The following is a 23,739-nucleotide window of genomic DNA, read 5'->3' on the forward strand; positions in this document are numbered from 1 at the left end:
CGACCGGGGCCCGCACCACTACGGTGACCTCCCGTGAACTGGTTCGAGGTCGTCGGGTTCGTCACCGGTGCGCTGTGCGTGTGGCTGGCCACCCGTCAGCACGTCGCCAACTTCCCCGTGGGGATCGCGAACAACGTGGTGTTCGCTGTGATGTTCTGGCAGTCCGGGATCCTCGCCAACGCCGCGCTGCAGGTGGTGTACCTCGTGCTCGCGGCCCTCGGCTGGTACTGGTGGGTGCGCGGCGGTGCGGACGCGGGACGTCTGACGGTGCGGCGCACCCCGCGGTGGGCCTGGCCCGTCGCCCTGGTCACCGTCGTGGTGACGACGCTGGCGATCGCGGACGTGCTGGCCCGCACCGCGGAGTCGGTGCAGCCGTGGGCCGACGCCGCGACGACGTCGCTGAGCCTCGTCGCCCAGCTCATGCTCGGCCGCAAGTGGCTGGGGTCGTGGGCGGTGTGGATCGTCACCGACGTCCTGCTCGTCGTCCTGTACGTCAGCCTGGGCCTGTACCTCACGGCCGGGCTGTACGTGCTCTTCATCGGGCTGTGCGTGCACGGCTGGCGGCAGTGGTCCCGCGACCTGCGCGCCGCGACGTCCCTGGCGCCGGCACCCGCGCAGGTCGCGGCGTGAGGCACGGGCTGGTCATCGGCAAGTTCTACCCGCCGCACGCCGGGCACCTGGCGCTCGTGCGGGAGGCGCAGGCCCGGTGCGACCGCGTGACCGTGCAGGTCCTCGCGTCGAGCGCCGAGTCGCTGCCCGGTGGGCTGCGGGCGTCGTGGCTGCGCGAGGAGCTGCCGACCGCCCACGTCGTGCACGGGCTCGACGACCACCCGGTCGACTACGCCGACCCGGCGGCGTGGGACGCGCACGTCGGGGTGATCCGGGGGCTGCTCGACGCGCCCGTCGACCTGGTCGTCACGTCGGACTCCTACGGCGGGGAGCTCGCGCGACGCCTCGGCGCGCAGTGGCACCGCGTCGACCCCGGCCGTCAGGGGCTCCCGGTGTCGGGCACCGCGGTGCGCGCCGACCCCGCGCGCTACTGGTGGGCCCTGCCCGCTGCCGTCCGCGCGTGGTTCGTGCGTCGTGTCGTCGTCACCGGGGCCGAGTCGACCGGGACCACGACGCTCGCGCAGGACCTCACCGCGCACTACGGGTTGCCGGCCGTGCCCGAGTTCGGCCGTGAGTGGACGACGCTGCGCGACGGCGGCATCGACGCGCCGTGGCACACCGCCGAGTTCGACCTCGTGGCCCGCGAGCAGGCGCGTCGTGAGGACGACGCCGCCCGGCGCACACCACGCCCGCTCCTGGTCTGCGACACCGACGTGACCGCGACCGTCCTCTGGCACGAGCGCTATGTCGGTCGGCCCTCGCCCGGCGTCGCCGCGCTGGCCGAGTCCAGGGTCCCGGACCTGTACCTGCTGACGGGCGACGAGATCCCGTTCGTGCAGGACGGGTGGCGCGACGGCGAGCACGTGCGGCACGCCATGCAGGAGCGGTTCCGCGAGGAGCTGACGCGCCGTCGCACCGCCGACGGCGTGCCGTGGGTCGAGCTGCGGGGGTCGCGCACCGAGCGGTTCGACGCCGCGATCGCGCTGGTCGACGACCTGCTGAGCCGACCGCGTGACCTCGCCGCGCCCTTGCCGGAGGCCAACGGTGACCATGCCACACTCTCCGCGTGAACGAGCACGACCTGCAGCAGGTCTCCCAGGCACCCACGCGCGCCGGTGCGGCAGGAGCGACGCAGGTGGAGCTCGACGCCGCCCACCTGTTCGCCGACGAGAGCGCCGCGCCCGAGGCGGACGTCCCCCGGCTCGACGAGAAGCTGCGCCAGGCGTACTTCTGGATGGTCAACCACGCGGTCATCAGCCCCCACTACGACGTCGAGTTCTCGGCACCCGGCCAGGCCCGCACGACGTACCGCCTGGGCGACTCGCAGGCGGCGGTCCACCTGCCGACCGACCAGTCGTACTCGTCGTTCGTGCTGCTGCCGCTGCTGACCTTCGCGGTGCGGGGGCGCTGCCTGCTCGTCGGCGGGCCGGGCAGGGGCAAGACCGCGTCGGCCGTCCTCATGGGCGTGATCGCCGGGTACCCGGTGCGCGACGTGCGCCGTGCGATGCAGCACGGCCACCCGCAGCTGACGGTGCAGGACATGTTCGGGACGCCGCTGCCCCGTGACCTGGTCAACGCCGAGCGGCTCGCGGACGTGGACGTCGCGTGGCGGTCCTGGCTGGGCATGCGCGTGAAGATCGTCGACGAGTACAACCGCATCCCCACGCGCACGCAGTCGGCGCTGCTCACGGTGCTCGCGGACGGGTACGTCGAGGTGTTCGACCAGTTCTTCGAGACGGGCGCCTCGGCGTGGTACCTGACGGCGAACGACGACGCGGGCGGCGGGACGTTCCAGGTGGTCGACGCGCTGCGTGACCGGATCGACGTCGTCGTCAAGGCGCTGGCGTTCAACTCGCGCTTCCTCGGGGACCTCGTGGAGCGCGCCGAGCGCGGGCTACGTCCCGAGGAGAACGTGCCGCCGGGCATCGTCTTCGACGCCGACGAGCACGACCGGCTGCACCGCGAGGTCGTCGCCGTGCCGGTGCCACCGGCGGTGCGTCGCCGCCTGGAGTTCTTCGCCGCGCAGCTCGAGCTGCTGGAGCGCGCCGGCCGGCAGCTCGAGTACCGCACGAAGGACACGGCCCGCCTGGCAGGCGTCGACCCGCACACGCTCCTCGTCGCCGACGACGGTCGGGACCGGCGCGACGACGTGGGCGCCCAGACGCTGAACGGCCTGTCGGTGCGCGCGCTGCAGTCCCTCGTGCTGTACGCGAAGGCCATGGCGTACTTCCGAGGCGACGCGCAGGTCGAGCTCGACGACCTGCGGGCCGTCCTGCCGTTCGTGCTGCACGACAAGCTCCAGCCCGATCTGGACGCCCCGGCGTTCGACGACCCGGCGCGGGAGGCCCTGCGGACCGACCGCGTGTCGTGGCTGCGGGAGATCTTCGACACCGCGTGCCTGCAGTACGACGCGGCGGGCCTCGACGACGACGACCCGGTCGGTGACGTGCTCTCGGAGCTGGCCGCGGGTCTGGAGGGGCTCGACGAGCAGACGGTCCTGGCGCGCCTGGCCACCATCGAGCGCATCCTGTCCGGCTGGCAGCGCACCAAGCTGCACGGCGACATGTACGACGACGCGCTCGCCCTGAAGTACGCGCACCAGCGGTACTCGTCCTACCTGCGCTGGCTACGCTGGCAGTCCGCGTGACGTCGTCCACGCAGGGCGTGGCGGCGCTGGTGCGGGCGCACGCCGCGACGGTCGACCCGTGGCTGCGGGAGGCGGCGGCGTGGGGTGTCGACGCGGCGACGGCGCGGGCGGCGCTGACGGACCTCGAGCCCGTGCTCGCGGCGGTCGGCGACGACGCGCGGGCCGGCCTCGCGATCGTGCGCGCGACCCTCGACCTGGTCGCGCGCGGCCGCTGGCACACCGAGGCGGTGCCCCGCACGGTGGTGCTTCGGGTGCTGCCGCGGTTGTCCTCGTGGCTCCGCTCGTGGCCCGACGACGTCGTGCCCGCGGTGCTCGCGGCGTCGCGTGGTGTCGCGCGCTCCGGCCTCCTCGACGCGTGGGTCGCCCGCGTGGCGGCCTCGGACGCACCGGACCAGGCGGCTGACGTCCGTCCGGCGCTCCTGGTCGCCGCGTGGCGCTGCGGTCTCGTCCGCTACCGGGAGGCTGCGCTCGACGCCGCGGGGTCGCTGCCGCCCCCCACGGTCGCGGCGCTCCTCGGCGTGCCGTGCGCCACCGTCACCGAGACGCTCGAGCGGCACCGGTCGGACCGGTGGTGGTGGCCGGACCGGTCGGCCGAACCGGGCGTCGTGCAGCGTGTGGGCGGGTTCGTGGGGTGGGGCGGGCCGTGGGTCCAGGTGCCGCAGGTCGCCGCGGGCGGGCCCACGGGCTGGCTCGCCCTGGTGGACGGGACGGTCGGCGCGGTGGTGGCCGACGTGCACGGCTCGGCGGTCGTCGGCCTCGCGGACCACGCCGAGGTGACCGTGCCGGAGCGTCCGGACGCCCGCACCCTGCCCGTCCCGTGGGTCGACGAGGTCACCGGCGTGGTCCCCGGCGACCAGGGCGTGGTGCTCGTCGCCCGGGCGCACTCCTACGCGCTCGACGTGGTCCGGCTCGGGCGGTCGGGATGAGCGGCCCCGCGGCCCCGGGCCACGACCTCGACGCACTCGTCGCGCGCTGGGGCGAGGCGTGGCCGCAGGCGCTCGCGGCCTGGGGTGCGACGACCCGCATGCACGCCCCCCGCCTGCACGCACGTCCCGTGGCCGAGGTGCCCTCGTTCGCCTGGTACGACAGCCGCGAGGTCGAGGTCCACGTCGACCTCGCGCACGTCGTGAGGGTCGGTCTCGAGGAGCACGCCGTCGCGGTCCTCGCGCACGAGGTGGGTCACCACGTCCTGGCGCCCGTCGACGCCCGCACGCGCGTGCGGATCGCCGCACGGGTGCGCGCGGGGCTCGTCGACCGCGACGACCTCGTCCCCCTGGTCGCGAACCTGTGGTGCGACCTGCTCATCAACGACCGGCTCCAGCGCACCGGCGGGGCGGACCTCGCCGCGGTGTGGCGCGCTCTCGGCCCGCCGAGCGACCCGCTCATGGCTCTGGTGCTGCGCACGAACGAGCTGCTGTGGGGCCTGCCGCGGCACGAGCTGAGCGGTCGCGACGTGCCGGTCCGGGACGAGGCGGCGTGGCTGTGCTCGCGGCTGGTCCGGGCCTACGCCCGGGACCCGGCGACCGGCGCGGGAGGGTTCGCGGCGCTCCTGCGGACGTCGCTCGAGCAGGAGCTCGCGCAGATGACGCCGGGCGGTGCCGCCGCGGCTGCGGCGCGCACGCTCGCGTGCGGCGACGAGGGCGCCCTGGAGGGCCTGCCGTACGGCGTGGCCGACGCCGGGGTCGCCGAGCGCATCGTGCACCCGGCGCTCGACCCGGCCGTCGTGGGTGACGCGGCGCCCGCGCCCGCCCCACCCGGCCCGCAGGCGCCGCCCGACGCCACGTCCGGCAGCGGGACGGGCACGCACGCCAGCGGTGTCCTGCCGCCGGAGCTGCACGCGACCCTCACGGCGCTCGGGGCGTCGACCACGCTGGAGGACGTCGCGGTGGCCTGGTACCGCGAGCGCGCCGCGCCCTATGTCGTGCCGTTCCGCCGGGCGGTCCGCCCCCTGACTCCCGACGCGCTGCTGGGCGGCCTCGAGCCCTGGGCGCTGGGCGAGGACGTCGCGGACGTCGACTGGGTGGGAACGGTGAGCGCGTCGCCCGTCGTGGTGCCCGGCCTGACGACCGTGCGGCGGCACGTCATGGACGACGAGCCGCAGGAGCCGCGCCGCGTGCCGGTCGACCTCGACCTGTACCTCGACTCCTCGGGGTCGATGGCCGATCCGCGCCGGTTCTCGTGGATCGCGCTGGCAGGCGCCGTGCTCGTGCTGTCGGCCGTGCGCGCGGGGGCGCGGGTCCAGGCCACGACGTGGTCCGGCCCGGGGCAGGTGGCCGGGACGGACGGCTTCACCCGGGACGTCGACGCCGCGCTGCGGGCCGTCGTCGCGTACTTCGGCGGCGGGACGTCCTTCCCGCTCGGCGTGCTGCGCCGGACGCACCTCGGCGCGGACGGGCGGCGGCCCACGGCGACCCGCACCACCCACATCGCCGTGATCTCCGACGCGGGGGTGCAGACGATGGCCGCCGACCGGCACGCCCCGGGTGAGGTCGGAGTCGCGGTGCAGGCGCTGCAGGCGGCCGGAGGCGGGGGCACCCTCGTGCTCGACGTACCCCCGGACTGGCTGGACCGGTTGCGACCAGGGCTGCCCGAGGGGTACGACGCCCACAGCGTCACCGGGGACGAGGCACTCGTGGAGTTCGCGCGGCGGTTCGCGCGGACCACGTGGGGGGAGGGGCGATGAGGGAGGACGACGCACGGATGCCGCGCCCGCTGGTGCCGGGGGAGCCGTGCCCCGGGCCGGAGCTGGTCGCCGTCACGCGCCGGCTCGCGACGGCCCCCGCGGCGCTGCGCGACCCGGGCGTGCACCCGGGCGCGGCGCTGGCGGACCTGGCCGTCGTGCTGGACGGGCGCGTGGCCGAGACCACGGAGCTGCGCTCGCTCGACCAGCGACTGGGCGCCGGGGGCGGGGAGCGGGCCGTGCTCGCGCTGCTCACGGGCTGGGTGGGGCTCGACCCGGCCGTCGCCCACCACCCCGGGGTGCGTGAGGTGGCGGCACGGTGCGGCGGCGTCAGCCGGCTGGTGGTCGCGGCGGCGCTCGCGGTGGCCGACGAGCTGGGTGGGCTGCGCGACCCCGCCGCCTGGACGGACGACGACGTGGCGCGCGAGGAGCTCGCGCGCGCCACGCTCGCGGTCCTCGGCGTCCTGCCCGCCGGGGAGAGCCCGCAGGTCGCGGGGGACGCGTGGCGGGTCGTGAGCACCCGCCACCGCCGAGCGGTGGCCGCCGAGCTCGCTGCGGAGGGGCAGCGGGCCGCGGAGCTCGCGAAGGCGCTCGAGGAGCAGCGCGCGAAGGAGGCGGCGGCGCAGTATGCCAACTACTGACCCGGGCACGACCGGCCCGGGCGCGACCGACCCGGGCGCGACCGACCCGCTCGGACCGCCGGCCGAGTACGCCCCGATGGGGGCCGTGGCGCTCGACGACGTCGAGCGCTGGCCGACGCTGGGTGCCGCGGACCTCACGCGGGTCGCCGCCGCGCGTGCGCACCCGGCCGCGCCCGTCTGGGTGCACGAGACGGGTGACCGCCTGGACCAGGCGGACCTCGCGGCGCTCGCGGTCGGGCAGCCCGCCGCCGCGAGCGCCGGTGGGACGCCGCCCGCCTGGGTCGCGGCGCTCGTCGAGCGGGCGCACCGCACCGTGCCGCGCTACCGCGCCGCGGCACGCGACGGGCGATCCGGCCCGGGGACTGCCCTGACGGACCTGCCGACCGTGACGCGACGCGACCTCGTCACGGCGCTCGCAGCGCACGTGCCGCTCGACGTCCCGCTGGACCGGGTGCTGCACGGCACGAGCTCGGGCAGCACCGGCGCGGCGCTGCTGGTGCCGCTGCACCCGCGGTCCGTGGCGGCGGACCTGCTGCTCGTGCACGCCCTCGTCGAGGACGCGGGGGTCACGTGGGCGTCGGACGTGACGCGTCTGGGCCTGGTGAACCTCGTCGACCAGCGCGCCGCGTTCACGTACGTGTCGGCGATGTCGGCGTTCCCGCGTCCCGCCGGTGCGCCGGTGCCGCTCATGGCACGGGTCAACCTCGACGCGAGCGCGTGGCGCGACCCGGGCGACCGGGAGCGGTGGTTCGAGGAGCACGACCCCCAGGTGGTGAGCACGAGCACGATCCCGTTGACGCACCTGCTGGACCTCGCCGAGGCGGGCCTGGCGGTGCGGCCGCTGGCGGTCGTCAACGGCGCGACGCACGTGACGCCGGCAGTCCACCAGCGGGTGCGCGACGTGTGGGGTGCGCCCCTGGTCGACCTGTACGGCCTGCGCGAGACCGGCCCGGTGGCGTTCGCTGCCGCACCCGGGCAGGGCCACGTGCTCGTCGACCGGCGCGTCCACGTCGAGGTGCTCGACGCGACCGGACAGCCCGTGCCCGAGGGGCACCGCGGTGAGGTCGTGGTGACGGTCGACGAGAACCCGTACCTGCCGCTGCTGCGCTACCGCACGGGCGACCACGCGGCCCTCGCGCGCGCCGCCGACGGTCGGCCGGTGCTCGTCGGGCTCGAGGGGCGCGCGGCCGTCCTCTTCGTGGACTCGGCGGGGCTCGGCCGCCCCTCGATCGACGCCACGCAGGTGCTGCAGACGGCCGGGCTGGTGGCGTGGCACCTGCACCAGGACCGCGACGGGCACGTGCGGCTGCGGGCGGTCGCCCCCGACGTCCCGGCGGCGCAGGCGGCTGCCCGCGTGGTGCGCGCGTGGCTGGACCGGCCCGTGGAGCTCGAGGTCCTGCACGACGTGGCGGACCTCGGCGGGGGCAAGCCCGCGCGCTACTCCTGCGACCTGCCGAGCCTCAGCTGAGGTCTGCCGACCCGCCGGTGCTGGCCTGATCTGCCGGGTTGTCGCGCAGCCAGCGGGTGTCGTCGTTGACGTACGCGTAGTACCAGCCGATGAGCAGGCCACCCCCGATGAAGTTGCCGAGGAGCGCGAGCACGATGTTGCCGGCAACGAGGCCCAGGTCGATGCCCTCCTGCATCCCGACGATCGAGAACAGCACGGTGTTGGCGACCGAGTGCTCGAGGCCGAGGAACGCGAAGATGAAGACGGCGACGATCATGACGGACGACTTGGCCACGTCGTTGCGGATGAGGCCGTTGTAGACCAGCAGCATCGCGAGGTTGATGCAGAAGTTGCACAGGATGGCCCGGATCAGCAGGTCGACCCAGCCGGTCGGCCCGTCCGCGACGAACGCCAGCTTGTGGTCGGCAGAGGCGACCATCCGGTCGAACACGGCACCGTCGGCGAGCGTCGAGAACCTCAGGAACGCCGCGACGAGCAGGCCGCCGACGAAGTTGCCGAGGTAGCACAGCCCCAGCAGGCGTGCCGCGCGGCCCCACGTGGTGCGGCGGTGGTAGGCGCCGATCGAGACGATCATCATGTTCGACGTCAGCAGCTCGGACCGGGAGTAGTAGATGAACACCAGCGCCCACCCGAACGTGAGCGCCCCGGCGATGCGTCCCAAGGGCTCCAGCGTCGAGCCCCCCACGGCGATCTGGGCGAACGCGGTGATCACGGCGTAGTGCGCGGCGTACAGGACGCCGATCATGATCCCCGCCATCGCAGCCCGCATGAAGTAGCGGCGGCCGAGCGTCCCGGACATCGCCGTCTTCGTCTCCAGCGCCTCGAGGACGGTGCTGATGAAGTGCTTGCCGGGGAACAGGGATCCCGCGTCGGGGCCGGTGGTGCTCACGGACCCACGCTGCCACACCACGTAGCGACCTGCGTCGACGGACCGTCCCACCGAGGTGCCGGGCCCTGCGGACGCGCTGATGACGTCACCGATCGCGGGGCGGCGCGTGAGGCACGAGACAGGAACAGGCGCGCGGTGCGCGACGATGGTGCCATGACGACGGGGCAGCGCACGACCGACGCGACGACCGACCGTGAGGTCCTCGACTGGGAGACCTTCGGGAGCGCCGCGCGCGAGGTCGCGCAGGCTGTCGTCGACTCGGGCTTCGTGCCGGACGTGGTGGTGTCGATCGCGCGCGGCGGGCTGCCGCCGGGCGGCGCGATCGCGTACGCCCTGGGCACCAAGGCCGTCGGGACGATGAACGTCGAGTTCTACACCGGTGTGGGCAGCACGATGCCCGAGCCGCTGCTGCTCCCGCCGCTGCTGGACACCGACGCCATGCACGGCCTGCGCGCGCTCGTCGTCGACGACGTCGCCGACTCCGGGGAGACCCTCGCGCTGGTCCGGCGGCTGCTGTCGGCGCACTGCGGCGAGGTGCGCACGGCCGTCCTGTACGCCAAGCCGCGCTCCGTGATCGACCCGGACTACGTCTGGCGTCGCACGGACCTGTGGATCACGTTCCCGTGGTCGGCGCTTCCCCCGGTCGAGGCGACCCGCTGACGACGCCGCCCGGCTGTGCCCCCGGCGGGGCCGGGCGGTCGAGGGCCGCCAGCACGGCCGCCGCGAGACCGTCGACGTGGTCGACCACGGCGAACGCCCCGGCACCGCGCAGCTCACCGGACTGCGCGTAGCCCCACGCGACACCGAGGCAGTCCACGCCGTTCGCGCGTGCGCCGTGCACGTCGTGCTCCCGGTCGCCGACCATGAGCACCGCCCCGGCCGGCCGCAGCGCGTCGAGGGCCGCCGCGACGACCGTCGCCTTGGACGACGGCACGTGGTCCGGCGGTGCCCCGAAAACGCCCTCGAGCAGAGGGGCGAGGCCGAAGCGCTCGCAGATCGGCCCGGCGAACACCTCGGGCTTACTCGTCGCCACGGCCAGGCGCACGCCCGCGTCCCGGAGCGTCCTCAGCTGCTCGGTGATGCCGTCGTAGACGCTGTTCTCCCACATCCCGGTCGTGCGGAAGTAGCCGCGGTACGCGGCGACCGCCTCGGGCACGCGCTCCGGCGGGACCCCGAGCCGCGGGAACGACTCCACGACGGGCGGGCCGACGAAGCGCCGCAGCGCCGCGTCGCCGGGCACCGGGAGTCCCAGCGTCGTGAACGCGACGCGCGCGCTCGCGGCGATGCCGGGGTACGAGTCGGTGAGGGTGCCGTCGAGGTCCAGCAGGACGAGGGGTGCGGGAGTCATCCCGGCCATCCTCCCAGCGTCCCTCGTCAGCCGGTCACCCGGGCGAGCACGGCCGCGGGGACGTCCGCGGGCGAGGTGAGCACGTCGGCCGCACCCGCGGTGCGCAGCTCGTCCTCGCCGCCGTAGCCCCACAGCGCCCCGAGGCACGGCACCCCGTGCTCCGCCGCGCCGTGCACGTCGTGCTCCCGGTCGCCGAGCATGACGGCCCGGTACCCGGCCTCGCCGACCGCCCCGCGCACCCACGTGAGAGCTCGCCCGATGATCTCGCCCTTCGTCTCCGACTCGTCGTCCGGGGCACCGACGAGGTGGTCGAGCAGCGGCGTGAGGCCGGTCTCGGCGCAGATCGGCTCCGCCCAGCGCACCGGCTTGGCGGTCGCGACGACGAGCAGCACGCCGGCCTCGCGCAGCGCGACGAGCGCCTCGGGGATGCCGTCGAACACCCGCGTGTCCCACACGCCGACGTCGGAGAAGTGCGTGCCGTAGGCCGCGACGGCGGCGTCCAGCTGCTCGGCGGGCACGCCGTGGGTGGTGAACGACCACGTGATCGGCGGGCCGGCGAACGAGCGCATGACGGCCTCCGCCGGGGCGGGCAGGCCGACGTGGGCGTACGCCTGGCGCACCGACGCGACGATGCCGGAGGCCGAGTCCATGAGGGTGCCGTCGAGGTCGAGGAGGGCAACGGGCCGGGACGGGTGAGGAGGCATGGGGTGATCGTGCCTCGTCCCGCGCGCGGCTCACCAATCCGGGTGGCACCTCTTGACAGTCGAGATATATCTATCGACTATCAATGGATGAGTCGGTGGTCCTGGCGCGTGCTCCGCGCTGCACTCGTCGCCCTGCTGCTGGGCTCGCTCCTGCTGCAGGTCCTGCTGCCGATGCTGGCCGAGGAGGTCGGCGGCGGGTACACGGAGACCGCGCACCTCGTCGCGCCCTATGCCGTGACCGCCATCGCGGCGGTCGCGTGCCTGCAGGTCGCGCTCGGTGCCGTCTGGTGGCTCATGGCTCTCGTGCGCCGCGACGAGATGCTCACGCCGCGTGCGCTGCGGGGTGTGGACGTGGCGGGCGTGGCGATCGTGCTGGCCGCGGCGCTCGCCGCGTCGCCCCCGGCGCACCTGCTCCTCGGCGTGGACGTGGGCGGGCCCGGCGTCCTCATCGCGTTCGCCGCGTGCGCCGCCGGCGGGGTCGCGGCCGCCCTCGCCTGGCGCGCCGTGCGGTCGCAGCTCGTCGCCGCGATCGCCGACAGGGCAGAGCTCGCCGCCGTCGTGTGACCGGCCGCCCCCAGGCTCCGACCCCGACCCCGCTTGATCGTGACACGGTCCGGGCGCGAGCGCAGCGGCGGGTCCTGGGTATGCTGACCGCACAGGCATCGACCCGGCCATCACCGGTGAGCCTCCGGAAGAACGGGATCCGCGCCACGGTGCGTCGTCCTCAGTAGAACCGGACGGGGCAGGCCCGTCACAGCCGCAGGCGAGAGGCCGGGGACTCGTCCCCGGCAAGCGAGGTGGTACCGCGGTGCCGTCCGGGTGGTCCGGGTGGTGTCGTCCTCGTGGCCGTACGCACCCCACCGGGTGCGCGAGACCAGGAGCACCCGACCGTGGCGTACCCGCTGCACCGCACGTCCGACGGCACCCCCGCGACCGTCCCGCCCAGCCCCGACCTTCCCGCCCTCGAGCAGGACGTGCTGCGGTACTGGGACGCGGACGACACGTTCCGCGCCTCGGTGGCACTGCGACCCACGGGCGAGAACGGCGAGAACGAGTACGTCTTCTACGACGGGCCGCCGTTCGCCAACGGGATGCCGCACTACGGCCACCTGCTCACGGGGTACGCCAAGGACGTCGTGCCGCGCTACCAGACCATGCGCGGGCGGCACGTCGAGCGCCGGTTCGGCTGGGACACGCACGGACTGCCGGCCGAGCTGGAGGCCGAGCGCGTCCTGGGGATCACCGACAAGTCACAGATCGACGAGATGGGCATCGCCGCGTTCAACGACGCGTGCCGCAGCTCGGTGCTGAAGTACACCGAGGAGTGGCAGCAGTACGTCGAGCGGCAGGCGCGCTGGGTCGACTTCGAGAACGACTACAAGACGCTCGACCCGTCGTTCATGGAGTCGGTCATCTGGGCGTTCAAGCAGCTGTACGACAAGGGCCTGGCCTACGAGGGCTACCGCGTCCTGCCGTACTGCTGGCGCGACGAGACGCCGCTGAGCAACCACGAGCTACGCATGGACGAGGACGTCTACGCCTCGCGCCAGGACCCGGCGATCACCGTCGGGTTCCGCCTGGACTCCGGTGAGCTGCTGCTGATCTGGACCACCACGCCCTGGACGCTGCCGTCCAACCTGGCCGTCGCGGTGGGGCCGGACGTCGAGTACGTCGTCGTCGAGCCTGCCGCCGGGTCGCCGTTCGGCGAGGTGCACCCGGGGGAGCGCGTGGTGCTCGCCGCGGCGCGCCTGGGTGCGTACGCCCGTGAGCTGGGCGACGAGCCGGCGGTCGTCGCGCGACTGACGGGCGCCGACCTCGTGGGCCGCCGGTACACGCCGCCGTTCGACTACTTCGCGGGGCACGAGAACGCCCACCAGGTGCTGGCGGCGGACTTCGTCACCACCGAGGACGGCACGGGCGTCGTGCACCTGGCACCCGCGTTCGGCGAGGACGACATGGCCGCGTGCGACGCGGCGGGCATCACCCCGGTCGTGCCCGTCGACTCCAAGGGCCGCTTCACCTCCCAGGTCACGGACTACGCGGACGTGCAGGTCTTCGATGCCAACAAGCAGGTCATCGCCGACCTCAAGAACGGCACCGGGCCGCTCGCACGCGTCGACGCCGCGCACCGGGCCGCGCTGGTGCGCCACGAGACGTACGAGCACTCGTACCCGCACTGCTGGCGCTGCCGGAACCCGCTGATCTACAAGGCCGTGTCGTCGTGGTTCGTGCGGGTCACGCAGTTCCGGGACCGCATGGTGGAGCTCAACCAGGGCATCGAGTGGATCCCCGGGCACATCAAGGACGGCCAGTTCGGCAAGTGGCTGGAGAACGCGCGCGACTGGTCGATCAGCCGCAACCGCTACTGGGGCACACCCATCCCGGTGTGGGTGAGCGACGACCCGGCGTACCCGCGGGTCGACGTCTACGGCTCGTTCGCCGAGCTCGAGGCCGACTTCGGCCGCCTGCCGCTCAACGACAAGGGCGAGCCGGACCTGCACCGGCCCTTCATCGACGACCTCACGCGCCCCAACCCGGACGACCCCACGGGCCGCTCGACGATGCGCCGCATCCCCGACGTGCTCGACGTGTGGTTCGACTCCGGGTCGATGCCGTTCGCGCAGGTGCACTACCCGTTCGAGAACCGCGACTGGTTCGAGCACCACTACCCGGGCGACTTCATCGTCGAGTACATCGGGCAGACGCGCGGCTGGTTCTACACGCTGCACGTGCTGGCCACCGCGATCTTCGACCGCGCCGCGTTCCGCAACGTCATGTGCCACGGCATCGTGCTGGGCGACGACGGCCGCAAGGCCAGCAAGTCGCTGCGCAACTTCCCGGACCCCGTCGTCATGTGGGACAAGTACGGGTCCGACGCCGTGCGCTGGTCCCTCATGTCCTCCACCATCCTGCGGGGCGGCAACCTCGTGGTCACCGAGGAGGGCATCCGCGACGGCGTGCGCCAGGTGCTCCTGCCGCTGTGGAGCACGTACTACTTCTTCACGCTGTACGCGGGTGCCGCGGACGGCGGGCAGGGGTACACGGCGCAGCGGGTCACCGCCGAGCGCGCCGCCGGACTGGCCCCGATGGACCGGTACCTGCTCGCCCGGACGGGTGAGCTCACGGCCGCGATGACCGCCCAGCTCGACGCGTACGACATCCCCGCCGCGTGCGAGGCCGTCCGCGAGCACCTCGACCTGCTCACCAACTGGTACGTGCGCACGCAGCGCGACCGGTTCTGGTCCGAGGACGCCGACGCCTTCGACACGCTGTGGACCGCGCTCGAGGAGCTCACGCGCGCCATGGCGCCGCTCGCGCCGTTGGTCACCGAGGAGGTGTGGCGCGGCCTGACGGGCGGACGCAGCGTGCACCTCACCGACTGGCCGGCCGTCGACGCGCTCGTCCGTGACGACTCCCTGGTCGCCGCGATGGACGAGGTCCGCGCCGTGGTCTCGTCGGCGCTCGGCCTGCGCAAGGCGCACCAGGTGCGCGTGCGCCAGCCGCTGCGCCGGCTCACGGTCGCCGTGGCCGACCCGGCCGCGCTCGCGCCGTACACCGACCTGCTCGCCGCCGAGCTCAACGTCAAGCACGTCGACGTCGTCGAGGCGGACGCCGCGACCACCGAGCGCTTCGGCATCACGCAGCGGCTCGCGGTCAACGCGCGGGCCGCCGGCCCGCGCCTGGGCCGCGCCGTGCAGCAGGTCATCAAGGGCGCCCGCTCCGGTGCGTGGCGGGTCGACGGCGAGACCGTCGTCGTCACCACCGACGCCGGGGACGTCGCGCTGGAGCCGGCGGAGTACGAGCTGACGACGGTGGTCGGCGAGGCGGCGGGGGCCGACATGGCCGCCGCCGTGCTGAGCGGCGGCGTGGTGGTCGTCCTCGACCTGTCGCTGGACGACGCGCTGCGCGCCGAGGGCTACGCACGCGACGTCGTGCGAGCCGTGCAGGACGCACGCAAGGCCGCCGGCCTGCACGTCGCCGACCGGGTCGACCTGACGCTCACGGTGCCGGCCGCGCACGTCGCGGACGTCGAGGCGCACCGCGACTTCGTCGCCGCCGAGACGCTCGCGTCGTCCGTGTCGATCGAGGCCGCCGACGTGGCCGAGGTCGCCGTGACCGTCGTGCGGGCCGACGCGTGAGCCGCGAACGCGGTGGCGCGGACCACCTGAAGGACGAGGCCGCCCGGGCGGCACGCCAGGCCGCGGACGAGGTCTACCGCAGCATCCTCGCGCGTGCGCCCGAGCACGACATCGACCCCGAGCTGGGCCGCGTCCGCGCGGTGCTCGAGCTGCTCGGCGACCCGCAGCGTGCGTTCCGCTCGGTGCACGTCACCGGCACGAACGGCAAGACGTCGACGGCACGCATGGTCGAGGCACTGCTGCGCGAGCACGGGCTGCGTACGGGCCGCTTCACCAGCCCGCACCTCACGCGCGCCAACGAGCGCATCAGCATCGACGGCGAGCCGATCAGCGACGAGCGCTTCGTCGAGGTCTGGCAGGACGTCGCGCCCTACGTGCACATGGTGGACACGGACGCGGCCGAGCGCGGTGAGCCCCGGCTGTCGTTCTTCGAGGTCTTCGTCGTCATGGCGTACGCCGCGTTCGCCGACGCGCCCGTCGAGGTCGCGGTCGTCGAGGTCGGCATGGGCGGGCGCTGGGACGCGACCAACGTGATCGACGCCGAGGTCGCGGTCATGACGCCCGTCGCGATGGACCACGAGCGCTACCTGGGGAACACCCTCGTGGAGATCGCGTCGGAGAAGTCCGGCATCGTCAAGGACGGTGCGACGCTCGTGCTCGCGACGCAGACCGAGGACGTCGAGGGTGTCGTGCTGACGGTCGCCGCCGAGCGCGGGGCCCGCGTCGTGCGCGAGGGCGTGGACATCGCGGTCGTCGACCGGCAGGTCGCGGTGGGCGGTCAGCTCGTCGCGCTGCGCGGGCTCGGCGGCGTGTACACCGACGTGTTCCTGCCGCTGTACGGCGAGCACCAGGCGCACAACGCTCTGCTGGCGCTCGTCGCGACGGAGGCGCTGCTCACGGGTGGCGCCGCGCTCGACGGATCGGTCGTCGAGGCCGCGTTCGGCGGCGTGACGTCCCCGGGACGCCTCGAGGTCGTCCGGTCGAGCCCGACCGTCCTCGTCGACGCCGCGCACAACCCCGCGGGTGCCGAGGCGCTGGCCGACGCGGTCATCGAGGCGTTCGACTTCACGCGCCTGGTCGGCGTCGTCGGCGTCATGGCGGACAAGGACCCCGAGGGCATCCTCGCGGCGCTCGAGCCGCTGCTCGCCGAGGTCGTCGTGACCCAGGCGTCGACGCCGCGCGCGCTCGATGCGGACGACCTGGCCGAGATCGCGATCGACGTGTTCGGCGAGGACCGCGTGCACGTGGCCGCCCGTCTGCCCGACGCGATCGACGTCGCCGTCCAGCGTGCCGAGAGCGAGGAGGAGCGGGGGGCCGGTGTGCTGGTGACGGGCTCCGTCCTGCTCGTCGCCGAGGCCCGGGTGCTGCTGGGACGTGAGTGAGACGAGTCTCGCCTTGACGTCCGTCGTGCCCCGGGGTGGAGTGGAGCGACCACCGCCGGCACGTCGAGGGAGTCGAGCGTGAAGAAGCTCATCAACGACCCGCAGGATGTCGTCGCCGAGTCGGTCGAGGGGTTCGGCCTCGCGCACGCCGACGTGGTGCAGGTGCATGTCGACCCGCTGTTCGTCACCCGCGCCGGCGGCGCCGTGCCCGGCAAGGTCGGCCTCGTCTCGGGGGGTGGCAGCGGGCACGAGCCGCTGCACGCGGGCTTCGTCGGCGTCGGGATGCTCGACGCCGCAGTCCCGGGTGCGGTCTTCACCTCGCCCACGCCCGACCAGATCCTGCCCGCGATCGCCGCGGCCGACGCCGGGGCCGGCGTCCTGACGATCGTCAAGAACTACACGGGCGACGTGCTGAACTTCGAGACCGCCGCCGAGCTCGCCGACGCCGACGGGATCACCGTCCGGCAGGTGGTGGTGAACGACGACGTGGCCGTCGAGGACTCCCTCTACACGGCAGGGCGGCGCGGCGTGGCCGGCACGGTGGCAGTGGAGAAGATCGCGGGGGCCGCCGCCGAGCGCGGCGACGACCTCGACGCGGTCGCCGCCGTCGCGCAGCGCGTGGTCGACAACGTCCGCACGATGGGTCTGGCGCTGACCGCCTGCACCGTGCCCCATGTCGGCGGCCCCAGCTTCGACCTGCCGGACGACGAGATCGAGATCGGCATCGGGATCCACGGCGAGCCGGGGCGCCACCGCGTCGGCCTGGAGAACGCCGACGTGCTCACCGAGAAGCTCCTGACGCCGGTCGTCGAGGACCTCGGCCTGGCGGGCGGGGAGCGTGTGTTGCTGCTCGTCAACGGCATGGGCGGCACGCCCGCGTCCGAGCTGTACGTCGTCTATCGTCGGGCGCGCGCGTTGCTCGCCGAGCGCGGGGTCGAGGTGGCCCGCTCGCTCGTCGGCAACTACGTGACATCGCTGGAGATGCAGGGCGCGTCGGTCACCGTCCTTCGTCTGGACGACGAGCTGACCGCCCTGTGGGACGCACCCGTGCACACGTCGGCGCTGCGCTGGTGAACGACGCGGCCGGGGACTCGGGGAGGCTGGGCGGATGACGCTGGACGCGGCATGGGCCGTCGACTGGGTGAGGCGCAGTGCGGCGACGGTCGCCGAGCACCGGGACGAGCTCGTGGAGCTCGACCGGCAGATCGGCGACGGCGACCACGGTGAGAACCTCGACCGGGGCTTCCGTGCGGTCGTCGCCAAGCTCGACGGGCTCGACACGCCGCCTGCGAGCGTCGGGGACGTCCTGCGGCTGGTCGCCACGACGCTGATGTCCACGGTCGGAGGCGCGGCGGGGCCCCTGTACGGCACCGCCTACCTGCGTGCGTCGAAGTCGGGCACGGCGAGCGAGCTGGGTCCCGACGGTGTCGTCGCGCTGCTCGAGGCCGCATTGGACGGGATCGTCACGCGCGGACGCGCCGGCGCGGGGGAGAAGACGATGGTCGACGCGTGGACGGCGGCGGTCGCGGCCGCCGTGGACGCCGCCGACCACGGCGCCCCGCCCTCGGCGGTGCTCGCCGCTGCGGCCCGCGGCGCGCACGACGGCGCGGAGTCGACCGTGCCGCTCGTCGCGACGAAGGGCCGTGCCAGCTACCTGGGCGAGCGCTCCGCGGGGCACCTCGACCCGGGAGCCCGCTCGAGCGAGCTCATCCTGCTCGCGGCGGCGCAGGCGGCCGAGGCGGCGGACTGATCGACGACGAGCCGCACCGACCACGGTGCGGCACCACGACGCGGCGCGGACGTCGCGGGGGGAGGCAGGACCGGTGACGGATCGCTGGGCGCCCGTGGCGCTCGTGCTCGTCTCGCACTCGCGGGCGCTCGCGGAGGGCGCGGTCGAGGTCGCGGCGCAGATGGCGCCCGGGGTGCGCCTCGTGGCCGCGGGCGGCACGGACGACGGCGGACTGGGCACGAGCTTCGACCGGGTGGACGCGGCGCTGCGCGACGCGACCGGCGACGGACGCTCGGTCGTGGTCGTCGCGGACCTCGGGTCGGCGGTGCTGACGGCGGAGTCGGTGCTGGAGCTGATGGACGAGGACGTCGCCGCCCGTGTGCGACTCGCGGACGCGCCGTTCGTCGAGGGCGCCGTCGCCGCGGCCGTGACGGCGCACGGCAAGGCGGACCTGGCGACGGTCCTGGACTCCGCGCAGGCGGCGGCGGGAACGTTCGGGCCGGCACGTCCGCTGCGCGACGGGTCGTCGGCTCCCGTGGCGGCGAGCGGCCCGGCCGGCGAGGCCCCTGCTGTGACGGCGCCGGTGACCGCGCCGGACGGATCGGTCCAGGCGACCGCCGTGCTGCGCAACCCGCTCGGCCTGCACGCACGGCCCGCCGCGCTGATCGTCCGCATGCTGGCCCACCTCGACGCCAAGGTCCAGGTCAACGGCATGAACGCGGCGAGCGTGCTGGACCTGATGAAGCTGGGTGCGGTGAAGGGCGACGTCCTGACGATCACCGCCCAGGGTCCGCAGGCCGCCGAGGCTGCCGCTCGCCTCGTGGCGGACGTGGAGGCGGGCTTCGGCGAGGTGTGACGGTCGGCGGCACGTCGACGAGCAGGCCGTGCCGCGCGGCTAGCCTGGTGGGATGACGACCCAGCAGTCCGCCCCGACGCGGCGCAAGCGTCCGGCGAAGCCGCAGTTCACCCAGATGACGCTGCTGCTGGAGGCGTTCCTCGTCGGGTTCGCGACCCTGGTCGCGTACGGCCTGCGCGTGGCGCCGCCGGCGACCGTGTGGACGCTCGGCGGTGTGACGTTCGTGATCCTCGTGCTGCTGTCCGGCTACGTGGGCCGCCCCGGCGGCTACGTCGCCGGGTCGTTCGCGCAGCTCGCGGTGCTCGGGTTCGGGGTCCTCGTGCCGATGATGTACGGCGTCGGTGCGGTCTTCGTCGTGCTGTGGGCCGTGTCGTTGCGGCTGGGCGGACGGATCGACCGCGAGCGGGCCGCGTGGGACGCAGCCCACCCTGAGGGGCCCGCGCCCGCGTGACGCACGCCCGACGGACGCACTCGTCGTGCGCCCTCGGTCCGCCGATAAGGTGACGGCCATGACTGACGCACCCGCCCCCCAGCGCACCCTCGTCCTCGTCAAGCCGGACGGTGTGCGCCGCGGCCAGGTCGGTGAGGTGCTGCGCCGCATCGAGGCGAAGGGCTACACCCTCGTCGCGGTCGAGCTGCGCCACGCCGACGAGAGCCTGCTGGTCGAGCACTACGCCGAGCACGCCGGCAAGCCGTTCGTCGGGGCGCTCGTCGACTTCATGCGGTCCGGCCCCGTCCTCGCCGCCGTGGTCGAGGGCCACCGCGTCATCGAGGGGTTCCGCTCGCTGGCCGGTGCGACCGACCCGACGGTCGCGGCGCCCGGCACCATCCGGGGTGACCTCGCCCGTGACTGGGGCACCAAGCTCATCGAGAACGTCGTCCACGGCTCCGACGGCGAGGAGTCGGCCGCGCGCGAGATCGCGCTCTGGTTCCCCGCGCTCTGACACCCCTCACGCAGGGTGCGCGCGGCGTCGGTCGCGCCCGCTCCCGCCGCGGCGCACACGCCCGGGCGTCGGAGCGTGCGCGGCCGGGCGCCGTGCGTTGCCTAGGCTGCCCTACGTGCACCTCAAGACCCTGACCCTGCGCGGGTTCAAGTCGTTCGCCTCCGCGACGACGCTGAACTTCGAGCCGGGGATCACGTGCGTCGTCGGGCCCAACGGCTCCGGCAAGTCCAACGTCGTGGACGCGCTCGCCTGGGTCATGGGGGAGCAGGGCGCCAAGTCGCTGCGCGGCGGCAAGATGGAGGACGTCATCTTCGCCGGCACGTCGGGGCGTCCGCCGCTCGGTCGTGCCGAGGTCGCGCTGACGATCGACAACTCCGACGGTGCGCTGCCGATCGAGTACTCCGAGGTCACGATCTCGCGGACCCTGTTCCGCAACGGCGGCTCCGAGTACGCGATCAACGGCCGCAGCTGCCGCCTCCTGGACATCCAGGACCTGCTGTCGGACTCCGGCCTGGGCCGGGAGATGCACGTCATCGTGGGGCAGGGACAGCTCGACGCTGTGCTGCGCGCGACCCCCGAGGAGCGCCGGGGCTTCATCGAGGAGGCCGCGGGCGTCCTCAAGCACCGCAAGCGCAAGGAGAAGGCGCTGCGCAAGCTCGACTCGATGCAGGGCAACCTGACGCGTCTGGGTGACCTCACCGCGGAGATCCGCCGTCAGCTCGGACCGCTGGGCCGGCAGGCGGAGGTGGCGCGCAAGGCCGCCGTGGTCCAGTCGGACCTGCGCGACTCGCGCGCCCGGCTGCTGGCCGACGACCTGGCCCAGCTCCAGGCGCGGCTCGAGCAGGAGATCGCCGACGAGTCCGCGGTGCTCGAGCGGCGCGCCCAGGTCGAGGCGCAGCTCGCCGAGGCACGCGGCCGGCTCGGGGCCCTCGAGCGGGAGGCGGCCGAGGCGGCGCCCGCGGTGAGCGAGGCCGGTGAGGTCTGGTACCGGCTGTCCTCGCTGCGTGAGCGCGTGCGCGGCACCGCGTCGCTCGCGGCCGACCGCGCACGACTGCTCGGGACCGCGTCGAGCGAGCGCACCGGCGGTCAGGACCCGGCCGACCTGGAGGCCCAGGCCGAGCGCGTCCGGCACGCGGAGGCGGAGCTCGCCGCCGAGGTCGACCTCGCACGCGCCGCGGTCGCGGCCGCTGCGACAGCACGTCAGGAGGCGGAGGCCGCCGCGACGGCGGCCGAGCGGGCGCTGGCGGACCTGCAGCGCGGTGCGGCCGACCGGCGCGAGGGCGTCGCGCGGCTGGCCGGGCAGGTCGCGGCGCGACGCAGCCGCGTCGAGGCCACCGAGGCCGAGATCGGACGCCTGCGCGCGAGCCTGGCCGCCGCCGAGGAGCGGGCGCGCGACGCGACGACGCAGTTCGCCGCGCTCGAGACCCAGGTCGCAGGCGTCGAGGAGGGCGAGGAAGGGCTCGACGCGGAGCACGAGGCCGCCGCCGAGGCGCTGGACGCCGCCGCCGCGCGCGTCGTGGCACTCGAGGACGAGCTGCGCACCGCCGAGCGGGAGCGGGACCAGCAGTCGTCGCGCGCCGAGACACTCGAGATGTCGCTGAGCCGCAAGGACGGTGCAGGTGCGCTGCTCGCGGCGGACGGTCTGCCGGGCGTGGTGGGTTCCGTCGCGGCGCTGCTCAGCGTGGACGCGCGCGACGAGGAGGCGATCGTCGGGGCACTCGGCGCGGTCGCGGACGCCGTGGCGGTCGAGTCGGTCGACGCCGCGGTCGACGCGATCCGGCACCTGCGCACGGAGGACGCCGGCCGGGCCACGCTCATGGTCGCCGGGGCGGGTGCCGTCCGTTCCGTGGACCTGCCGGCCGGTGTCGACCGCGCGGTCGACCTCGTGCAGGCCCCTGCTGCCGTCCTCGACGCGGTGCGCGCACTGCTCGCCGACGTCGTCGTCGTGGACGACCTCGCCGCCGCACGTCCCCTGGTCGCGGCGCACCCGGACCTCGTCGTCGCGACGCGGACGGGGGACGTGCTCTCGCGGTTCCGTGCGTCCGGCGGGTCGGCCTCCGCGCCGAGCGCGCTGCACCTGCAGGGTGCCCTCGACACGGCCCGCGCCGCCGCGACGACCGCGACCGCCGCGGCCGAGCGGCTGCGCTTCGAGCTGGTGACGGCACGTGACGCGCGTGCCGCGGCACAGGCCGCCGTGGACGCGACCCTCGAGCGGCTCAACGAGTCCGACGCGGCGCTCGCCGCCGTCGCGGAGCAGCTCGGCCACCTCGGGTCCGCGTCGCGGGCGGCGCGCGCCGAGGCCGAGCGCGTACAGCGCTCGCTGGAGGCGGCGAGCACGACGCTCGCCGAGGACCACGCGGCGCTCGCCGAGCTCACCGCGAGGCTCGCCGCGGCCGAGGACGCCCCGCAGGACGTCGAGGCGGCCATCGCGGCCGCCACGGCGCGCCGCGACGCCACGGCGGGGGAGGCCACCGCCGCCCGCGGCCGGGAGACCGAGTCGCGGCTGACGCTGCGCACGAGCGAGGAGCGGGCCCGCGCGCTCGCGGGTCGCGCGGAGTCGCTCGAGCGCGCCGCGGCGTCGGAGCGTGCGGCCCGCGAGAAGGCTGCTCGCCGGGAGCAGGAGCGCGCCCGGCAGGCGGGGGTGGCGCGGGCGGTCCACACCGCCGCGGTCCACACGGGTGGTCTGCTCGACCGTGCGCTGCGCCGCGCGTCGGACGAGCGGGACGCCGCCGAGACCGCGCGGGCCGAGCGGGACGCGGCCCTGGCCGCCGTCCGCACCCGCGTCGACGGGCTCGCGCGGGACCTGGCCGAGCTGACGGACGTCGCGCACAAGGACGAGGTCGCGCGCGCCGAGCAGCGGCTGCGCATCGAGCAGCTCGAGACGCGTGCCGTGGAGGAGCTGGGTCTCGACCCGCAGGTGCTGCTCGACGAGTACGGGCCGCACCGCGACGTGCCCGTCGTGCTCCCGCCCGGGACGGAGCCGGACGACGACGCGCCGACCGCGGTGCCGTACGTGCGGGCGGAGCAGGAGAAGCGGCTGCGCGCCGCCGAGCGTGCGCTCGCCCTGCTCGGCAAGGTCAACCCGCTCGCGCTCGAGGAGTTCGCCGCGCTCGAGGAGCGGCACCAGTTCCTCGTCGAGCAGCTCGGGGACCTCAAGAAGTCCCGTGCGGACCTGCTGGAGATCGTCAAGGACATCGACCAGCGCGTCGAGCAGGTCTTCACGGACGCGTACCGCGACACCGCGGCAGCGTTCGACGTGGTGTTCCCGCGGCTGTTCCCCGGGGGCGAGGGGCGCCTGGTGCTGACCGACCCGGACGACATGCTGACGACCGGCATCGAGGTCGAGGCGCGCCCCGCAGGCAAGAAGGTCAAGCGCCTGTCGCTGCTCTCCGGCGGCGAGCGCTCGCTCACGGCGGTCGCGCTGCTCGTCGCGATCTTCAAGGCGCGCCCCAGCCCGTTCTACGTCATGGACGAGGTCGAGGCCGCGCTCGACGACGCCAACCTGGGGCGTCTGCTCGGCATCTTCCGCGAGCTGCAGGAGGACTCCCAGCTCATCGTGGTGACGCACCAGAAGCGGACCATGGAGATCGCGGACGCGCTGTACGGCGTGACGATGCGCGGCGACGGCGTCACGACCGTCATCAGCCAGCGCATGGTGGAGGACGTCCCCGCCTGAGCGACGGGCAGGCCAGCCCGCACGGTG

20 protein-coding genes are annotated in these 23,739 nt (G+C 74.6%); 17 read left to right on the forward strand and 3 right to left on the reverse strand.

Translation table 11 applies throughout. From position 1 onward, the window contains the following. The first annotated feature begins 33 nt into the window (after positions 1–33). From pnuC to NP048_RS07165, 7 genes are read left to right on the forward strand one after another with little or no spacing between them, the layout of a single operon-like run. Entirely contained in the window at positions 34–630 is a 597-nt protein-coding gene (pnuC, locus tag NP048_RS07135) for a nicotinamide riboside transporter PnuC (RefSeq protein WP_227577512.1), read from the forward strand. After that, a complete protein-coding gene (locus NP048_RS07140) occupies positions 627–1,679 on the forward strand; it encodes an AAA family ATPase (RefSeq protein ID WP_227577513.1) in 1,053 nt (350 codons plus the stop codon). The genes pnuC and NP048_RS07140 overlap by 4 nt, the downstream gene beginning before the upstream one ends. Further along, positions 1,676–3,256 (forward strand): MoxR family ATPase, encoded by a 1,581-nt coding sequence (locus NP048_RS07145; RefSeq protein WP_227577514.1) that lies wholly within the window; start codon positions 1,676–1,678, stop codon positions 3,254–3,256. Before NP048_RS07140 ends, NP048_RS07145 begins: the two co-directional genes overlap by 4 nt. Next, entirely contained in the window at positions 3,253–4,182 is a 930-nt protein-coding gene (locus tag NP048_RS07150) for a hypothetical protein (protein ID WP_227577515.1), read from the forward strand. The genes NP048_RS07145 and NP048_RS07150 overlap by 4 nt, the downstream gene beginning before the upstream one ends. Next, positions 4,179–5,939, forward strand: a complete 1,761-nt coding sequence (locus tag NP048_RS07155; protein WP_227577516.1) for a vWA domain-containing protein — start codon at positions 4,179–4,181, stop codon at positions 5,937–5,939. The genes NP048_RS07150 and NP048_RS07155 overlap by 4 nt, the downstream gene beginning before the upstream one ends. Continuing rightward, positions 5,936–6,577: a hypothetical protein gene (locus NP048_RS07160; protein ID WP_227577517.1), complete on the forward strand. Its 642-nt coding sequence runs from the start codon at positions 5,936–5,938 to the stop codon at positions 6,575–6,577. The genes NP048_RS07155 and NP048_RS07160 overlap by 4 nt, the downstream gene beginning before the upstream one ends. Further along, the gene (locus NP048_RS07165) at positions 6,564–8,045 is read left to right on the forward strand and encodes an AMP-binding protein (RefSeq protein ID WP_227577518.1); all 1,482 of its coding nucleotides are present in this window, start codon (positions 6,564–6,566) and stop codon (positions 8,043–8,045) included. The genes NP048_RS07160 and NP048_RS07165 overlap by 14 nt, the downstream gene beginning before the upstream one ends. On the opposite strand, the gene NP048_RS07170 is transcribed toward NP048_RS07165, so the two are convergent. Beyond that, positions 8,038–8,934 carry a formate/nitrite transporter family protein gene (locus NP048_RS07170; protein ID WP_227577519.1) on the reverse strand — a complete coding sequence of 299 codons (897 nt, stop codon included), beginning with the start codon at positions 8,932–8,934 and terminating at the stop codon, positions 8,038–8,040. The genes NP048_RS07165 and NP048_RS07170 overlap by 8 nt on opposite strands. 153 nt (positions 8,935–9,087) lie before the next feature. Here NP048_RS07170 and NP048_RS07175 point away from each other — a divergent pair, with 153 nt between their 5' ends. Continuing rightward, a complete protein-coding gene (locus tag NP048_RS07175) occupies positions 9,088–9,594 on the forward strand; it encodes a phosphoribosyltransferase (protein WP_227577520.1) in 507 nt (168 codons plus the stop codon). Here the strand turns inward: NP048_RS07175 and NP048_RS07180 are convergent. Both NP048_RS07180 and NP048_RS07185 read right to left on the reverse strand, forming a co-directional pair. Next, positions 9,548–10,282: an HAD hydrolase-like protein gene (locus NP048_RS07180; RefSeq protein ID WP_227577521.1), complete on the reverse strand. Its 735-nt coding sequence runs from the start codon at positions 10,280–10,282 to the stop codon at positions 9,548–9,550. The genes NP048_RS07175 and NP048_RS07180 overlap by 47 nt on opposite strands. A gap of 26 nt (positions 10,283–10,308) precedes the next feature. Further along, positions 10,309–10,986: an HAD hydrolase-like protein gene (locus NP048_RS07185; protein WP_227577522.1), complete on the reverse strand. Its 678-nt coding sequence runs from the start codon at positions 10,984–10,986 to the stop codon at positions 10,309–10,311. A gap of 87 nt (positions 10,987–11,073) precedes the next feature. Here NP048_RS07185 and NP048_RS07190 point away from each other — a divergent pair, with 87 nt between their 5' ends. The 9 genes from NP048_RS07190 (at position 11,074) to smc (ending at position 23,712) form a co-directional block, all read left to right on the forward strand. Continuing rightward, a complete protein-coding gene (locus tag NP048_RS07190) occupies positions 11,074–11,550 on the forward strand; it encodes a DUF2975 domain-containing protein (protein ID WP_227577523.1) in 477 nt (158 codons plus the stop codon). 326 nt (positions 11,551–11,876) lie between these two features. Further along, positions 11,877–15,125 (forward strand): isoleucine--tRNA ligase, encoded by a 3,249-nt coding sequence (gene ileS / locus NP048_RS07195; RefSeq protein WP_227577524.1) that lies wholly within the window; start codon positions 11,877–11,879, stop codon positions 15,123–15,125. After that, positions 15,122–16,507, forward strand: a complete 1,386-nt coding sequence (locus NP048_RS07200; RefSeq protein WP_227577525.1) for a bifunctional folylpolyglutamate synthase/dihydrofolate synthase — start codon at positions 15,122–15,124, stop codon at positions 16,505–16,507. Before ileS ends, NP048_RS07200 begins: the two co-directional genes overlap by 4 nt. A 78-nt stretch (positions 16,508–16,585) precedes the next feature. Beyond that, on the forward strand, positions 16,586–17,581 hold the full coding sequence (dhaK, locus tag NP048_RS07205) for a dihydroxyacetone kinase subunit DhaK (protein WP_227577526.1): 996 nt from the start codon (positions 16,586–16,588) through the stop codon (positions 17,579–17,581). A 34-nt stretch (positions 17,582–17,615) separates the two neighbouring features. Then, on the forward strand, positions 17,616–18,257 hold the full coding sequence (gene dhaL, locus NP048_RS07210) for a dihydroxyacetone kinase subunit DhaL (RefSeq protein WP_227577527.1): 642 nt from the start codon (positions 17,616–17,618) through the stop codon (positions 18,255–18,257). A 73-nt stretch (positions 18,258–18,330) separates the two neighbouring features. Next, positions 18,331–19,092 (forward strand): dihydroxyacetone kinase phosphoryl donor subunit DhaM, encoded by a 762-nt coding sequence (dhaM, locus tag NP048_RS07215; RefSeq protein WP_227577528.1) that lies wholly within the window; start codon positions 18,331–18,333, stop codon positions 19,090–19,092. Positions 19,093–19,144: 52 nt separating this feature from the next. Continuing rightward, positions 19,145–19,543 (forward strand): DUF4233 domain-containing protein, encoded by a 399-nt coding sequence (locus tag NP048_RS07220; protein ID WP_227577529.1) that lies wholly within the window; start codon positions 19,145–19,147, stop codon positions 19,541–19,543. Positions 19,544–19,601: 58 nt separating this feature from the next. Then, entirely contained in the window at positions 19,602–20,036 is a 435-nt protein-coding gene (ndk, locus tag NP048_RS07225) for a nucleoside-diphosphate kinase (RefSeq protein ID WP_227577530.1), read from the forward strand. 115 nt (positions 20,037–20,151) lie between these two features. Beyond that, on the forward strand, positions 20,152–23,712 hold the full coding sequence (smc, locus tag NP048_RS07230) for a chromosome segregation protein SMC (protein WP_227577531.1): 3,561 nt from the start codon (positions 20,152–20,154) through the stop codon (positions 23,710–23,712). Positions 23,713–23,739 lie beyond the last annotated feature (27 nt).

The sequence above is a fragment of the Cellulomonas xiejunii genome, assembly GCF_024508315.1.
GTDB lineage: Bacteria > Actinomycetota > Actinomycetes > Actinomycetales > Cellulomonadaceae > Cellulomonas > Cellulomonas xiejunii.